The sequence below is a fragment of the Rhodoglobus sp. G.S.4 genome (assembly GCF_056619605.1).
Genome location: NZ_CM152748.1, coordinates 1,227,999 through 1,243,190, shown reverse-complemented (window position 1 = coordinate 1,243,190; position 15,192 = coordinate 1,227,999). Strand labels below are relative to the sequence as shown.

The 15,192-nt window shown below is 61.6% G+C and carries 14 protein-coding genes; 8 read left to right on the top strand and 6 right to left on the bottom strand.

Going from position 1 to position 15,192, the window contains the following annotated elements; genetic code table 11:
- The first annotated feature begins 18 nt into the window (after positions 1 to 18).
- Positions 19 to 873 (top strand): carbohydrate kinase family protein, encoded by an 855-nt coding sequence (locus tag AC061P_RS06000; protein ID WP_449646500.1) that lies wholly within the window; start codon positions 19 to 21, stop codon positions 871 to 873.
- On the opposite strand, the gene AC061P_RS05995 is transcribed toward AC061P_RS06000, so the two are convergent.
- From AC061P_RS05995 to AC061P_RS05980, 4 genes are all read right to left on the bottom strand, one after another.
- The gene (locus AC061P_RS05995) at positions 866 to 2,134 is read right to left on the bottom strand and encodes an MFS transporter (RefSeq protein WP_449646499.1); all 1,269 of its coding nucleotides are present in this window, start codon (positions 2,132 to 2,134) and stop codon (positions 866 to 868) included. The genes AC061P_RS06000 and AC061P_RS05995 overlap by 8 nt on opposite strands.
- Positions 2,134 to 2,670, bottom strand: coding sequence for an ArsR/SmtB family transcription factor (locus AC061P_RS05990; protein WP_449646498.1), 537 nt, complete (start codon positions 2,668 to 2,670; stop codon positions 2,134 to 2,136). Before AC061P_RS05990 ends, AC061P_RS05995 begins: the two co-directional genes overlap by 1 nt.
- Before the next feature lie 443 nt (positions 2,671 to 3,113).
- Entirely contained in the window at positions 3,114 to 3,413 is a 300-nt protein-coding gene (locus AC061P_RS05985) for a hypothetical protein (protein ID WP_480392063.1), read from the bottom strand.
- Positions 3,414 to 4,005: 592 nt separating this feature from the next.
- Positions 4,006 to 5,451, bottom strand: a complete 1,446-nt coding sequence (locus AC061P_RS05980; RefSeq protein WP_480392062.1) for a threonine/serine exporter family protein — start codon at positions 5,449 to 5,451, stop codon at positions 4,006 to 4,008.
- Between the two features lie 202 nt (positions 5,452 to 5,653).
- Between AC061P_RS05980 and AC061P_RS05975 the strand changes: the two genes are divergently transcribed.
- Entirely contained in the window at positions 5,654 to 6,610 is a 957-nt protein-coding gene (locus tag AC061P_RS05975; RefSeq protein ID WP_480392061.1) for a DUF368 domain-containing protein, read from the top strand.
- 45 nt (positions 6,611 to 6,655) lie between these two features.
- On the opposite strand, the gene AC061P_RS05970 is transcribed toward AC061P_RS05975, so the two are convergent.
- Positions 6,656 to 7,258, bottom strand: a complete 603-nt coding sequence (locus AC061P_RS05970; protein WP_449646494.1) for an HNH endonuclease signature motif containing protein — start codon at positions 7,256 to 7,258, stop codon at positions 6,656 to 6,658.
- A gap of 227 nt (positions 7,259 to 7,485) precedes the next feature.
- Here AC061P_RS05970 and AC061P_RS05965 point away from each other — a divergent pair, with 227 nt between their 5' ends.
- Entirely contained in the window at positions 7,486 to 7,668 is a 183-nt protein-coding gene (locus tag AC061P_RS05965; RefSeq protein ID WP_449646493.1) for a hypothetical protein, read from the top strand.
- 22 nt (positions 7,669 to 7,690) lie between these two features.
- Here the strand turns inward: AC061P_RS05965 and AC061P_RS05960 are convergent, their stop codons facing one another.
- A complete protein-coding gene (locus tag AC061P_RS05960; RefSeq protein ID WP_449646492.1) occupies positions 7,691 to 7,993 on the bottom strand; it encodes a response regulator transcription factor in 303 nt (100 codons plus the stop codon).
- Positions 7,994 to 8,441: 448 nt separating this feature from the next.
- On the opposite strand from AC061P_RS05960, the gene AC061P_RS05955 reads away from it, so the two are divergent.
- The 5 genes from AC061P_RS05955 to AC061P_RS05935 all read left to right on the top strand — a co-directional run bounded on the left by AC061P_RS05955 (position 8,442) and on the right by AC061P_RS05935 (position 14,954).
- Positions 8,442 to 8,981, top strand: a complete 540-nt coding sequence (locus tag AC061P_RS05955) for a GNAT family N-acetyltransferase (RefSeq protein ID WP_449646491.1) — start codon at positions 8,442 to 8,444, stop codon at positions 8,979 to 8,981.
- A gap of 177 nt (positions 8,982 to 9,158) precedes the next feature.
- Positions 9,159 to 10,181, top strand: a complete 1,023-nt coding sequence (locus tag AC061P_RS05950) for a 3-oxoacyl-ACP synthase III (protein ID WP_480392060.1) — start codon at positions 9,159 to 9,161, stop codon at positions 10,179 to 10,181.
- Positions 10,175 to 12,961 carry an alpha/beta fold hydrolase gene (locus AC061P_RS05945; protein ID WP_480392059.1) on the top strand — a complete coding sequence of 929 codons (2,787 nt, stop codon included), beginning with the start codon at positions 10,175 to 10,177 and terminating at the stop codon, positions 12,959 to 12,961. Before AC061P_RS05950 ends, AC061P_RS05945 begins: the two co-directional genes overlap by 7 nt.
- Entirely contained in the window at positions 12,958 to 13,923 is a 966-nt protein-coding gene (locus AC061P_RS05940) for an NAD-dependent epimerase/dehydratase family protein (protein WP_480392058.1), read from the top strand. The genes AC061P_RS05945 and AC061P_RS05940 overlap by 4 nt, the downstream gene beginning before the upstream one ends.
- 320 nt (positions 13,924 to 14,243) lie before the next feature.
- Positions 14,244 to 14,954, top strand: coding sequence for a DUF6994 family protein (locus tag AC061P_RS05935; RefSeq protein WP_480392057.1), 711 nt, complete (start codon positions 14,244 to 14,246; stop codon positions 14,952 to 14,954).
- The last annotated feature ends 238 nt before the right edge of the window (positions 14,955 to 15,192 follow it).

The following is a 15,192-nucleotide window of genomic DNA, read 5'->3' as shown; positions in this document are numbered from 1 at the left end:
CGCCGGTAATGTTTGAGCATGCCGAACCACATTCTCATTTCTGGCCCAGTGTCGTGGAACAGCATCGTTTATCTCGATCATCTGCCCGAACCCCGCCCTCACATGCAGTTCGCTCTGGAAGATTTTGAGACGGTTGGCGGCACCTCCGCCGGTAAGGCCCTGCACCTTGCCGGGCTTGGCCGAGAGGTCACCTGCCACACAGTGATGGGCAACGATGCGGCTTCTACCCGCCTGCGCTCGGTTCTTGAATCGTCCGGCATTGAGCTGCACTGCGTCGCCGTTCCCGGCGCTAGTGAACGCCATCTGAATCTGATGACGAGGTCCGGCGAGCGGGTGTCGCTCTACCTGTCGGCTCCCGCGTTTGCCGAGCCAGATGTTGTGCAGTTTCGCACCCTGGCCGAAGGCGCGGAGGCACTTGTCATGGACCTATCGGAGCCCTCTCGAGCACTTCTTTCGGAGGCGGCGGCATCGAGCATCCCGATCTGGACCGATCTCCACGATCACGACGGCCAGTCTGATTTTCATGAGCCGTTCGTTCAGGCGGCGTCGTACCTATTCATGAACGCCGATGGGATGCCGGACCCGCTGCCATTCATGCGCGCTCGGGTAGACGCGGGCGCCATTGTGGTGGTGTGCACGCTAGGTGCCGAAGGAGCTATGGCGCTCGACGCTGATGGAATCCATAAGGTGGATGCGGTGCCTGCCGAGATCCGCGACACTAACGGTGCCGGTGATGCATTTTTTGCTGGCTTTCTGCACGCGACACTGTCGGGTGCCGGCACCGATGGGGCACTCGCCGCGGCCGCCTCGCAGGCGGTAGTTGCTCTCGAGTCGAAGCACCTTCATCCCTGCGTTGAGGGTGCGCTCAACTAGCCGTAACCTTCCGCGCCGAAGCCTGCCCACGTGGCCATGATTCGCCAAACGCCGTCCACAGCATCGGTATTAGCACAGCAGAAGCGACCAACAAGACACCGCCGAACACCATGAACACAGTCCGAGCATCGGTAGCCGACGCCAACAGCCCCGCGAGCCCAGCGCCCACAGGAAGCGCAGTTCGCGCCAATACGAGGTAGGTGCTGCTGACACGACCAAGCAAGCGCGGTTCGACAGCGGTCTGCCGAATGGTGATAGTCATCACGTTCCACAGCGTGACGGCTGCACCGTTGAACGCGAGCAGCAGGGAGGCGAGCCAGAGGTCTCGTGTCCACGTGAGGGCGATGATCGACACTCCGCTCAGGAGAACGGAAACTACCGCAGCCGCTGGCGCACCCAGTCTCTGGATGACCCGAATCGCGATCCACGCACCGACAAAAGATCCGACCGCTGCCAGGGCCAGCATGATGCCGAAACCGATCTCTCCTGATTGCAGATCGCGCAGCGCGTAGATCGCGGCAACTCCCCAAAACCCTCCGGAAACTCCAGCCCACACCGCCAACAGCAACGACATTATGCCGAGTAATCGCGAGTGAGTCACCACCCGGATTCCCTCGACCAAATCTCCGAGGAAGTTCTGGATTTGCCCTCCCGCACGGTCCGGCGCAGGAGTTTCGGGCGCACCCTCCACTTCGCCCAGCGAGACCATCGCAAGTGCCGCGGCGACGAGCAGCAGCACATTAGCAAGAATCGGCAACGGCTGAGCCACCGCAAACAGAATCCCGCCGAGCGCACGCCCCACAAACATCTCACCAACGATTTGCCCCGACTGCAGGTCAGAGTTCGCCCGCCCCAAATTGTTCGCAGCTACCAGACGCGGAAGGATCGCGTGCGATGCCGGATCCGATACCGCCTCCCCCGCGCCATAAAGGAACGCAACCACACACAGCATCGCGATGTCGAGCACCCCGAGCGCGATCGCGACCGCCACGAACGCCAACACGACCGCACGCACTAACTGTGACAGCGCGATAAGTCGTCGCTTCCTGACCCGGTCAACGAAGACTCCGGAAAATTGCCCGAAGAGCAGCGCCGGCACGTATGTGAACACGGTCACCAGCGCGATCAGCGCGGGGTTTTCCGTTGCCTGAGTCGCCAGTAAGGGCAGTGCGACCAGACGGATGCCGTCGCCCATATTCGTCGCAGTGACGGCACCCCAGAAAACCCAGAATGGTCGCCCGAGCTTCTGCCCGCCGGACACTATTCGCTTCTCGTTGGGCTGCCTACCGAATACGTGAATGCTCCGAGCGAGACCATGTCTCCGCCGTCGGTATCGAGCTGACGAATGAATGCCAACGCGCTCTCCAGCAGCACGACCGCAGCTTCCTTGCCTGCAGCATCCAATCGCACCTGCGACACAAACAGTCGCTGGGATTCACTCGCTTCCATCTGCGAAGCCAGCGCGCGGAGCACTGCGGGCCGCGCACCCGCCTCGGTGCTCTCAGGGTCGCCTGCGATCGATGGAGCCGCGAGCCCCCAGAGCTGCTGTCGCCCGCCGCGAACACTGCGCTCACCAACCTGGCACACGATGTGGGCTCGCTCCAGTACGCGCAAGTGGTAACTGATACTGCCCTTGCGAAGCCCCAACTCGGTCGCGAGCTCGACCATGGTCCACTCGCGATCCCTCAGCAGTCGAAGCATATCGAGCCGTACCGCATTGGAGAGGGCTCGGAGGTCGCCGGTGGCCGCTGAATCTTCGACCGGAGCAAGGGCCGTACTCTCAATCGAGTTCGTCATCTCATTAGTGTCAACGACTGTCGACACTAATGTCAAGCACAGAAAGTATTGAGCCTCCTCCCGCAAGCATCAAGCATTTCAAGCGCTTCCTGGAGACCAAAGCCCTAATAGCACGAAGGGGCCGAAAAGAGAATCGCCGTCTGTAGAGCAATAGTCGTAGCCTCTCGATGCGTCCGCCTGAGCTAGTGGCATAAGCACTCATCGCCCCTGGAGGGCAGCCGCCGCAACACGATACCCACTGGTTTAGGCAAATCGGCAGCCGGCGGAGATCCAGACGGCCCGAAGTATAAGTTCCGTGTCACTTGTCAACTTCGTGGAGCCGCAAGCGTGACCGAAATAGGACAACGTTTTATCCGACTTATGGCTTCTTTTCGCCACTCAGGAGTAAAGCCGAACAGGTCGTGGCGGTTCTACCCTCGCCGATTGAGAGCTTAAACCACTCCTCACTCGCTGCCCTGTCCTATTGCGCGAAGGACGTCAGCTATCCAGACAAGGTCATAGTCGATCGGCTCATGTTCGCCGGAAACGATCGCCTCAAGTGATCTAATTGAGTCGGAGAGCTGTCCAATCGTAAACTCTGCCGGTGACTGGGTGACATCGTACATAGCGTCAACAGGTATCGACCAAAAATACTCGTGCGGAATAGCGAGCACCGGCCCCCGTCTCTCCACTACTCTGGCAAGTGCCATCCGCAAAGCGGACTCAAGCGCCGAAGCGTCTACTTTCTGGTTCCGCTCGTTCATCTTCCCCCCAAAATATCTGTGATGCCCTTCTGGAACGCCGAGATTTCTTTTTCGAGATGTGCGATTCGGCCCGCAATGATGCTCTCTCTTACAACATTTGAACTCGCCGCAGCAAGAATTCCGAGGTTGTCAGATGCATCCGGATTTGCACGGTATTGGTTCAGCTTAATGACATGCTCGGTGAGGCGCTTCTCTAGCGAAGCGATCGCCTTCAAACTGGCTGCGTTTAGGCTCGCGAGGAACAAATCTCTCTAGGTGTGAAGTTGTGCTCGCAATTCACGCCTTGCCCAAATAGCCGCGCCGACGCATACGTGACGGAGGTCACAAGAGCGATACGAGTGGGGTTTTCAGCGACCTGAGCCGCCAGCGAGGGCAGTGCCCCAAACGTATGTCGTCACCCAAATAGGTCGCGAAGGCAGCGCTCCAGACTACCTAGGACGGCCAGCCAAGCTCCTTCCAGATACACACAATTCGTATCTCATCGGGCTATCCAACGAATACATGAAGGGCCAGCGAGCCGACTTCTCCGCATCGATCTCGAGCTGACGAATGGATGCCAGCTTGCTCTCGAGCTGCACGAGAGCGTGCAGCGCTACCGCGGCGTCCGCGACCGCTTCAACGCCAGCATGGCCGAGCGGTCGAACCCGAAGGTGCGTCGGGCAACGAATCCGCCGATGGTTGTTCCCGCAGCGAGCCCTAGGCCAGTGGCTAGTGCCATGACCATTGACGGCAGCCCTTCGGTCACCCCGAATTCGGAATCCATGAGCGAATAGATGCCTCGATACAGGGCAAGCCCGGGCAACAGGGCGATGATGCCGACCATGTTGGTGGCGCCTTCTGGCACTTTCAGCCAGCGGTAAAGAAGGTAGCTGATGACGCCGGCCGCGGTCCCGGCAATCGCAGGAGCCAGTCCTGGCGACGAGGCCAGCGGCAGCACGAAGTAGTAGACGGCAAATACGAGGCTCGCGCCGATGGCCATAATCGGCAGCAACCGCATCCGCACATAGGAGGCGAGGGCGAAGCCTACAGCGATGATGGCCGAGCCGATCATCCCGGAGACTACGCTGCGGTTGTCCCCAAGAGAGTCGCCCACCGCCACCGGAATGCCGAGGCGCAGAGAGAGACTCAGCACGATGGAGATACCGACCGCGAGGCCAAGGGTCATCATGATGACCTCCATTCCGCGGGCAGTTGCGGTGACGTAGTAGCCGCCGATCGCGTCGCTGGCTGCGGCGGTGAGTCCGACGCCGGAAAGGAGCATGATGATGCCGGCGATGACAATGACTGTCGGGCTGTTCGATCCGGGGATCTCGATCCCCACCGAACGCAGCCAGAACATGAACACCGCGATGACGGTGGTTACCGCTGCGGCAGCCATCTGAGCAAAGAATGCGGGAACTGAGAAGCGTTCCAGACGACGAGTCATGACATCCGATATTGCTGCGGATGCTGCCGCCACGAGCACGAGAACGAAGCTCACGTCGAACATCACGACGACACCTGCCGCGAGTATCGCTTTACCAGCGGTCACCATCCAGCGGCGGTACGGGTGGGGTGTCGTCAGGATCGCGCTCAGTTTTTCGCGCGTCTCATCCACGTCTCCTGGACCGTCCGGTCCGGTGATTTCGTCGATCAGCCAGTACACGTTCTGCAGCCGCGTGTAGTCAATGGTGCGCACCTTCACGATGCGCATGATCGACATGGGGTCTTCGTTCATCCCGCGGTGAATCGAAACGGTGAGCGACGTGAAGGTGATGTCGACGTGCATCCCGGTAACGCCATAGGCGGTGCTGATGCGCAGCACAGTTGCAACGACGTCAGCCGCGGATGCCCCGGTCGCCAGCATCGCTTCGCCAGCACGCAAACACAGGTCGATGACTGAACGCGCGTGACGCTGAGACAGCTGATGTTCGCTCCCCGGCAACGACAAGAGCTGAGTGGGCGCATTGTTGGAGCGCAGGGCTCCCCCGGCCATAGTGATGAGGGATCGACTGATCCGTTGCTGGAATGCGCGTAGTCGATTGTTGCCCGTAGTCACCCCTGTAGGCTACGGGCACGAGCGTGGGAATGTGTCCGCGACGGGGCCGATAGCCACCGCCACCTCAACTAAATCGACTACTCTGCACGATGGTGAAAAAATGCACCGCTCCGGATGCCACACCCTGTGTTTCAGCTCAGGGCGGGCTCCCACCACAACTACGGCCAGCACCACCAGCCGCTGAGAAGAAAACGAGTAGGCGATGACCCGAGTTCACCCCGTCATACGCACCGTCGGCGACGCGTTCCGCGGCATGCTGATCGGCTTCGCTGAGATCGTTCCCGGAGTCAGTGGCGGAACCATCGGCCTCATCGTCGGCGTCTACGACACCCTCATCGATGGCGCCGGAAATCTCGCCCGTGGTGTCGCGCTCACAGTCGCAGACGGCATCCGTGGTCGCGGGCTTTCTCGCGCTGCCGCCCACTTCCGTTCGGTGCGTTGGAATGTCGTGTTGCCCATCGGCGTCGGGATGCTCGCAGCCATCGTTATCGGCGCTGCGCTGCTCGCTCCCCTGCTCGAGCAATATCCCACCGGCACCCGTGCGGTCTCTGCCGGACTTATCACCGCATCACTCATCGTGCCCGCCCGCATGGTGGGCGGACGCTGGACGTTCCCCGAGGTCCTGATCGGCCTACTGGCCGCCGGTGTCGCTGTTGCGCTCACCAGCTTGCCGCGCGCCGGGGATGCGGATCCCACCCTCATCATCGTGTCGCTCGCTGCGGCCCTCGCAGTGTGTGCCCTCGTTCTTCCCGGAGTTTCTGGCTCATACCTGCTGCTGATCCTCGGCATGTATGCGCCCACTCTCGCTGCCGTGAATGACCGCAACTTTGGCTACCTCGGCGCGTTTGTGATCGGTGCCATCGTCGGTCTTGGCCTCTTCGTGTCAGGGCTGCAGTGGCTCCTGAAGAACCGCCGCCGCGTCACTCTCGTCATCATGACAGGCCTCATGCTCGGCTCGCTCCGTGCCCTCTGGCCGTGGCAAACCGAGACCGGCGAAGTACTCGCGCCCGAATCTGACTTCGGATTCGTGCTGTTGCTCTTTGCGATCGGTGCCGCGGTCGTGCTCGGCATCATCGCTGCAGAAGTTGCCCTGACGAAGCGGCGGATGCTCTCGCCCGAGATCGTCGCCGATCCTGAGCCTGATGCGCGCGACGCTTAGTAAGCAGAGACCTCCGCGGCGATCCTCGGACCTACGAATTTCATTTCAAAGCATTGGAAACACGGCTGGCAACCCAGCGTCTGTTCGCGAATCTGCAATCTTTATTCGGATTAGTCCAGCAGTAAGCTCAGCGTGTCTCATTGCCGTGAGTATCTTCGCGTGGTTTTCCCAATGCTCCTCCCAAAGGTCCTCGCCCGCGAGCGATGCAAAGTCGATGAAGGTCGGATCGCCTGATGATTCATAGTCCATTAGGCGACTCGCCCTTTCCTCAAGCCCCGGCACACGACGCGTCGCAGGTGAGAGACGAGCCGGACTAAACATCCACGAGTGCCAAGGCTTGTTGCCCTTGCTCTGGTTGCACTTGCCGCATGCAGGCACGAGGTTTTGAATCTCTGAAATATAGCCGGTGGGTTTCTTATCGACAACGAGCGGTCTCAGGTGGTCCCATTCGCTCGCGGGGTCTCCGCAATAGGCGCACGTGACCGAGTCCTCCATATCGAGAACTTTCAGGGCCCCATCGATCTGAGAAGAGTTCGGCGGGACAACTGGAATGATGCCGTTGACGAAGGAGTTAGTGATGCTCGAGGAACGACTTGTAATCCGCACCGCCCGTGGCATCGCGAACCGAAACTCTACAAATTTAGCCATACGGCCGAGCATAGGTTGCGGTGGATGAGTCACCGGATATTCGGGGCTCACGTGAGTTGGAAGCATGCGCATAAAGCGCTAAGTCGCCAGCGCTCGCACCATTACTAGTAAGCGACCTGAAACTGGAGGCACTGCTTACGCGCGCTGTTGCCGAGCGAAATAGCCTAGCCCATCAATTTTTCGGAAAATGGTCTGAAAGCTGGGACGGTCCGGAGACCGACATCCACATGATTCAGGATGTGGACCGAACCCGCGAACTATTCGAGGAGGCTATCGGCAAGCTCGTCTCCGTTATAGGCACACGCCTCGACACGATCGGCGAGAATCCAGATGAGTACATTCCCGGTTTAAAAGTGCGCATTGCGAACGTCCACAGCGCGTCCACGGAGCAACTCGACACGACCTCATAGGACGCGCCGGAATCGCCCAACGTCAGCGCCCCGCCTCGCGTGAAGTCTCCGAACCACGCCATGTCAACTCGCGCAACTGAAGCACCGCCGCAGCGCGACCAGTAACCTGCAGCAGGCGAAATACCCCTTCGAGGTGCTTTTTCACAGTCGACTCTGAGATGCCTAGTTCGCGCGCGAGCTCGTTGTTCGAACCTCCCGTGTGCGCGAGGGCGAATAGCACATCGGCTTGGCGACGGGTGAGGCCAGCGTCCAGGAGCGCATCCGTATCCGCTGAGACATCCTGCTCCCGGCGCAAGAGCAGCACCGCCCACGAGTAGCGATCCATCTCCGCATCCACGAGGCGGGGGCGCTCGGCGCTGACCTGTGGCGCATCGCGAGATGGCCACTCAGTGCGTTCATGACGGCAACGTCGCGATCGCTGAACTCCCCCATCCGCTCGCTGCGGTTCAAGGCGTAGCCCACCACGACATCCGGCGACGAAGGCAGCTGCACCACGAGCTGAAAACGCACATTGAATAGACCATAGAAATGGCGGTAGAGGTCGGTAGAGGTGCTTGTCGCGTCGGAGCTTGAAACCGCATCCGACCCGTAGCTCATCTGCGAGCTTAAGAGCACCTTCTGGTCTGAGCCCTTGCGGAGGTTGCACCCGCCATGACTCCGCTTAACTCTTCCGGATCTTCCACTTTTCCAGGATGCACGCGCCCGCGACTCCAGCATGATCCGCTATCGCGATATTGCTTTGCGCCCAATGACTTCACAGCCATACTTTCTCTATGGACCGAAGCGAGGCATCTCCACCACCGATCGTCTTCGAGACCGAGCGACTCCTCTTGCGGCCGTGGCAGGTCACCGACGCAGAGTTCCATCGCCAGCTGTGGGAGGAACGCGATCCACGCGTCCCGGCGCATCGTCGGATTACGCGGGATGGTCGTCCTACCGTTGCAGAGTTGGCGAACTGGGCCCGCAGCTACGAACTAAAGCCAGCGCCCGGCCTTCTCGTTGTGCAGCAGAAGGGTGTGTCAGCAGCGATCGGATATTGCGGGCTCATCCCCAATAGCGTCAGCCGTCCGGAAGAACCAGAACTGGCATTCGAATTCCTTCGAGCATTCTGGAATCAAGGATTTGCCACCGAGGCGTCACGAGAGATCATCGAACGAGCACGGCGCATAGGGTACCGGCACCTCACATCCACTGTTCGAGATTGGAACACCGCGTCACTCCGAGTGCTGGACAAGCTGGGCTTCGTAAACAAAGGCGAGAAGGAGAACGACGATCAGCATGGCGATTCGCTCCTGCTGAGAATGGCTCTCTGAGCGCTTCCCGTCTACCAGCCGAAAACCTGACGGACGACGTTTCGTAAACCGTTCACATCACCTGTAGCCGCCAGAGCTTCATGCATGCCCTCAGCACGAGAAGGCAAGGCACAGCCGACTGACGTAAACTAGGCCTCTTGATTATTGAGCCTGTGGGGCTCGCTCGACGGAGGTTTCGTGGCCGGAAATGCCAACACTCGCTTCAACAACGTTTCACTGTTGTCGGTCGCGAGCACATTACCCAGCCGGGTAACCACATCAGCTGACCTCGAGACGCGCCTCGCCCCGGCGTTCTCGCGCCTCGCGCTCCCCAGCAGACTTCTGCAACGGGTGGCCGGTGTACTTGAGCGTCGCAATTGGGCTGACGGCGAAACATCCGACGACGCCACCGTCTCTGCAGGCCAACGCGCGCTAGCCGAAGCTGGAGTGGATGCCTCGGAAGTGGGCCTCCTCATCAACACTTCTGTGAGTCGAAAGCACCTTGAGCCATCGGTAGCGGTGCGCCTTCACCACGGGCTCGGCCTGCCCAGCTCTGCCATCAACTTCGACGTCGCGAACGCCTGCCTCGGCTTTGTCAGCGGCATGAACCTTGCGGCGAACATGATCGAATCGGGCCAGATCCGGTACGCGATCATCGTCAATGGCGAAGACGCTGACGCAATCCAAACCAACACCATCGACCGTCTGCTCAAACAGGATTCCGATCGTGACGGCTTTATGAGTGAATTCGCATCGCTCACGCTCGGCTCTGGGGCCGCTGCTGCGGTGCTCGGGCGCACCGACGAACACCCGGCCGGTCATCCGATCCTCGGTGGAGTCACCCGCGCGGCAACACAGTTTCACGAACTCTGCGTCGGAAGCGTCGATGGCATGTTCACCGACGCGAAAGCACTACTGAAGGGTGGCCTCGACCTCGTCGTCTCGGCGTGGAAAGAGGCATCCACCGAATGGGATTGGTCGAAGATGGACCTCTACGTCACCCACCAGGTGTCGTCGGTGCACACCAACGCCATCGTCAAAGCCGCGAAACTCGACCGCGACCGCGTGCCCACCACCTTCCCGCAGTACGGCAATGTCGGCCCCGCGTCGATTCCCATCACCCTCTCTGAAGCACAGGGGTCGCTCAAGAAGGGCGACCGTGTTCTCCTCATGGGTGTGGGTTCCGGACTCAACACCGCAATGATGGAACTCGCATGGTGACCAAAAACGCTTCCCACCCGCCCGTCGACCTGCCCGGGCTCGACCCACGCTTCAGCCACATCACCGCCGTGCCCGGTAGCGGTGTGGATGCGGGGCTCACCCGCAACTGGCACTACCTCGACACCGGCGACGAGCTCGCTCGCCTCGGCGTTCCCGTTGCCGGCACCATTCTGGCCGTCCACGGCAATCCGACTTGGTCGTACTACTGGCGCGAACTGCTCACGCAAACGCTGCAGGCCGCCGAGGCTGGGGCTGGGGCGTGGCGAGTTATCGCCGTCGACCAGCTCGACATGGGCTTCTCGGAGCGCACCGGCATCCATCGTCCGCTCGCGCAGCGGGTCGCCGATCTGACGGCGTTCACCGATGCACTCTCGCTTACGGGGCCCGTAATCTCGCTCGGTCACGACTGGGGTGGCGTCGTCTCCCTCGGCTGGGCTGTCGATCACCCGGAGCAACTCACCGGCGTCATGCTGTTGAACACGGCCGTGCATCACGAGACCGGCAAGCCGATCCCGGCACCGCTGCGACTTGCTCGAGCACGCGGGATGCTGGCGGCATCCACCGTGCGCACCACCGCCTTCTTAGAGACCACGCTCGCGCTCACTTCTGAGCCGCTCGACCCGGCCGTGAAGGATGCCTATCGTGCGCCGTACCGCACGGCATCGCGACGCGGAGGCATTGGCGGCTTCGTTGCCGACATCCCCGCCGACGCGAACCACGAGAGCTTCAACGAACTCGACCGCATCGCCACGGGTGTCACCCAGCTCGGCGTTCCGGCGCTCATGCTGTGGGGTCCGCGCGATCCGATCTTCAGCGACTACTACCTCGACGACCTCATCGAGCGACTCCCCCACGCTAACGTGCACCGTTTCGAAGGCGCGGGCCACCTGCTCGCCGAAGACGCACCCTACGCTGAATCGGTGCTGACCTGGCTCAGCGACAACGCCGACGGGCTCTCGAACCCCGGCTCGATCTCAGTGCCGGTTGGCTCAGTGTCGGTTGACTCAGCGGCTTCCGGGTTGCCGGCTTCGACTTCAACATCGGTTGATTCCGACACGGATGACGCAACCTTCGTTCCGCTCTGGCGCAACCTCGACGCACGCGCCGACGACGCCGCCACCGCCGTCATTGATATGTCGACTCGAGGAGGCCGCGGCCCTCAACAGGTCAGTTGGCGACAACTCTCTGACCGAGTGAATCGCATAGCCGCCGGCCTCTCCGCGATCGGTGTGCGAAAGGGCCAGCGGGTTTCCCTGCTCGTGCCACCCGGTCCGACCCTCACCGCCGTGGTCTACGCCTGCCTCCGCATCGGCGCCGTCATCGTCGTCGCGGATGCCGGACTCGGCGTCAAAGGACTCACCCGTGCCGTGCGCGGATCCTGGCCCGACTTCGTCATCGGCGAAGCACCCGGCCTCACCGCCGCCCGCACCCTCGGCTGGCCGGGAGTGCGCATCTCCACCGCGCAACTGCCCAAGGTTTCCGCCATGGCGCTCGGAGTCTCGTACAGCCTTCGCGACCTCATCACGCTTGGCGAAAACACGCCTCTCCCCACCGAACCGCGGTCCGAGGATGACGCAGCGATCCTCTTCACGTCGGGATCAACCGGCCCCGCCAAGGGTGTGGTGTACCGCCACGGTCAGCTTTCTGCCCTCCGCGATGTGCTCGCCAGCCACTTCGAAGTCACCGTCGACACCGGACTCGTGACAGGGTTCGCACCGTTCGCCCTGCTCGGTCCTGCACTCGGCACGCGATCTGTGACGCCCGAGATGGATGTGTCGGCTCCCCGCACTCTCACGGCCCGGGCTGTCGCTGCTGCCGTCGAAGCATCCGGCGCCAGCATGGTGTTCCTCTCCCCCGCCGCAATTCTCAACGTGGTGGCAACTGCGGGAGATCTCACTTCGCACGACCGCACTGAACTCGAACGCGTTCGCTCGTTCCTCTCCACCGGCGCGCCCATCGGTGCCGAACTGCTCGCCTCCGTGGGCACGATCATGCCGAACGCGACCCCGCATTCGCCCTACGGCATGACCGAATGTCTCCTCGTGACTGACATCACCCTCGACGGCATCCGTGCCGCCGCCAGTGATGCAAACACCGGCGTCTGCGTAGGAACGCCGATCGGCGAGAACCAACTTCGCATCAGCGCGCTCGACGAGCACGGTGCAGCGACCGGCGCACCAAGTTCGGAGCCCGGCATGCTCGGCGAGATCGTCGTGTCGGCACCGCATCTCAAAGACCACTACGACCGACTATGGCTCACCGACCGCGAAGCTGCTCGTGAGACCACGGTCGACGCGGATGCGGTGGATTCCGCGGATGCCACAGATTCTTCAGGTGCGACGGATGCACCGGATGCGCCGCACGCGCGGTGGCACCGCACCGGCGACGTCGGCCACCTCGATGAACTCGGCCGCCTCTGGGTCGAAGGCCGACTGCCCCACGTGATCGTGACCTCGACAGGGCCGATCGCTCCCGTCGGCGCCGAACAAGACGTTGAAGGTGTCGCGGCCGTGCGCCGTGCTGCTGTCGTCGGCGTTGGGCCGCACCAGCTGCGACAAGCCGTCGCGGTGGTCGAGACTGTGCCGCCTGCTCGTCGGCCCGGGCTCGCCAGCCCAGAGTTGACCGCGGCCGTGCGCGAGAGCACATCGCTACCGCTAGTGGCCGTACTCGCCGTCCCCGAGCTGCCGACCGACATCCGCCACAACTCCAAGATCGACCGCTCACGGTTGTCGGTGTGGGCTGAGCGGCTGCTGGCTGGCGGAAAGCCGACCACACCATGATCGTGCTCGTTACCGGGGCATCCGGATTTCTCGGACGCGCGGTTGCCGCTGAGGCAGTCGCCGCGGGGCATGACGTGCGCACGCTGCAACGACGACCGTCTGGCGTCGAGGGCGTCACCGACTTTCTCGGCTCGATCACCGACCCGGATCACGTCGCGCATGCGATGGAGGGCGCTGAAGGCGTCATTCATCTCGCCGCGAAGGTATCACTCGCCGGTGATCCGCACGCGTTCCACACCGTCAACGTCGAGGGAACCCAGCTCGTGCTCGCCGCGGCCGAAGCGGCGGGAGTCTCTCGCTTCGTGCAAGTGTCATCGCCCTCGGTCGCGCACTCGGGCTCCGCGCTGGCAGGCGTCGGTGCCGAACCCGCGTCGCCCGAACATGCCCGCAGCGAATACGCGCGCACCAAGGCCACCGCAGAACTGCTTGCTCTCGCCAGCGACAGCGAACGGATGCGCGTGGTCGCCATTCGCCCGCACCTAGTCTGGGGCCCCGGTGACACCCAACTCGTTGGACGCATCGTTGATCGAGCTCGCCGTGGACGCCTGCCCCTGCTCAATGGCGGCACCGCCCTCATCGACACGACGTACATCGACAACGCGGCATCCGGAATCCTCGCCGCCCTGCATCGCGCCGACGTCGCGCACGGCAAGGCCTACGTTCTGACCAACGGGGAACCTCGCCCGGTTGCCGACATCTTGGCGGGCATCTGTCTCGCTTCGGGAGTTCAGCCTCCGCGCTGGAGTATCCCCGCCGCCCTTGGACGCACCGCAGGCTCTCTGGTTGAACGGGTCTGGGCCGTGCGCCCCGGAGTCGACGAGCCGCCCATGACACGCTTTCTCGCGGAACAGCTGTCGACAGCGCACTGGTTCGATCAGCGCGACATCCGCGAGGCGCTGGACTGGTCGCCAGCCGTGAGTATTGACGAGGGGCTACGCCGACTCTCCCGCCACGAGCAATAGCGGGTACGCTCAGGGCACGAGCCACTCGGCTCACAGGAGGACAACGTCATGGCCGATAAATCACCCAAGAAATCGAGCGGCAAGACTGTAGCGAGCAAGTCTCTCAAGGAGAAGCGCGCTGATAAGAAAGATAAGGCCGCAGGCAAGCGCAAGGACTAGAACTCGGCCGGTGGCGCGGGTGCTTCTGCTAACGGAAGCGCCCGAACCGCTAATGGGCAATCGGGCACCGATACCGAGATCATCCCCTGGTGTGATGACCGGGCCGATTGGCTCGTGCACCAGCACCAGCGCGTGACACGCCCTAGCTATATGGTGTGGCCATGAGCATCTTGCCGATTGACACATCATTTGATTTCAAGACGGAGCCCAACTGCAGCGTGGATCCCGACAGACGCAGCCCCACGTTGCAGCGTTACCAGAAGCTGCTGTTCAGCAAGAAGCTACCTTCAGGCGTTCTCTTCGATCTATCCGAAAAGACCGTGGGCGTAGACCATGTTCTCCGGCATGAGTCGGATTTGGGCGTCTTTGAACTCTCTAGCGATACGATCCTTAATTCCAACAAGGGGCCACTCAAACGCTTCTACGACCAGATGCCAGCGTCGGTCAGCGCCTCATGGCACCGGAGCTCGATCGGTGCACGACTACTCTTTCCCTGCAATCAAGTAAATGGTAAACAGACCATCAATCAAACTAGGGGGACGACTAAATCAATTAGCGATCGATTCGACCTCACCCTCGAAGCTATTCGTCGCCACTACTCCGGTGAAACATCACCTTTGTCTGATGTCTTGGCTCGCTACAGTGAATTCTTCGCTCTGTTCGAGAATTTCGGAGGATACGTCGATTTCTTCCTCCTCAACGACCTCGTGAATGAGGACGACTCCGTCCGGTTCTACCTTCCGTTCGATGGCTTCGACAAACCGGCTCTTCCAGCAACCTTCGAGGATTACGCCCTCTTCAAAAACGCACAACTCGAATTCCTCACAGGCCGAACCCAGCGCATCGAGACGTACCAGACGAGCAACCTGTGACGTAGTCAACAGCTCAGCTTCCGGCAGGACGACTCTGAGCGTTGACAACGTTGCCGGAGCGCGACTCTACAAGATTGATCCGCCGAGCAAACGAACGGTAGCGAAGCCTCGGCCGCAAGGCTCAGAACACGAAAAACAGATCGCCCCGGGGCGGTCCTTTTCTCGTATTGCCGGGCTGACAGGATTTGACTCCCCTACTGAGCCGCCAGAAAACCGCGCAGTAGAGCGTCGGTGCGAC

Excerpts from the sequence above, each read along its gene's own strand:
- AC061P_RS05955 (WP_449646491.1), top strand. The coding sequence starts at position 8,442 with ATGGACCGAAGCGAGGCATCTCCACCACCGATCGTCTTCGAGACCGAG.
- AC061P_RS05975 (WP_480392061.1), top strand. The coding sequence starts at position 5,654 with ATGACCCGAGTTCACCCCGTCATACGCACCGTCGGCGACGCGTTCCGC.
- AC061P_RS06000 (WP_449646500.1), top strand. The coding sequence starts at position 19 with ATGCCGAACCACATTCTCATTTCTGGCCCAGTGTCGTGGAACAGCATC.
- AC061P_RS05990 (WP_449646498.1), bottom strand. The coding sequence starts at position 2,670 with ATGACGAACTCGATTGAGAGTACGGCCCTTGCTCCGGTCGAAGATTCA.
- AC061P_RS05945 (WP_480392059.1), top strand. The coding sequence starts at position 10,175 with ATGGTGACCAAAAACGCTTCCCACCCGCCCGTCGACCTGCCCGGGCTC.
- AC061P_RS05940 (WP_480392058.1), top strand. The coding sequence starts at position 12,958 with ATGATCGTGCTCGTTACCGGGGCATCCGGATTTCTCGGACGCGCGGTT.
- AC061P_RS05960 (WP_449646492.1), bottom strand. The coding sequence starts at position 7,993 with ATGGATCGCTACTCGTGGGCGGTGCTGCTCTTGCGCCGGGAGCAGGAT.
- AC061P_RS05970 (WP_449646494.1), bottom strand. The coding sequence starts at position 7,258 with ATGGCTAAATTTGTAGAGTTTCGGTTCGCGATGCCACGGGCGGTGCGG.
- AC061P_RS05935 (WP_480392057.1), top strand. The coding sequence starts at position 14,244 with ATGAGCATCTTGCCGATTGACACATCATTTGATTTCAAGACGGAGCCC.
- AC061P_RS05965 (WP_449646493.1), top strand. The coding sequence starts at position 7,486 with ATGATTCAGGATGTGGACCGAACCCGCGAACTATTCGAGGAGGCTATC.
- AC061P_RS05985 (WP_480392063.1), bottom strand. The coding sequence starts at position 3,413 with ATGAACGAGCGGAACCAGAAAGTAGACGCTTCGGCGCTTGAGTCCGCT.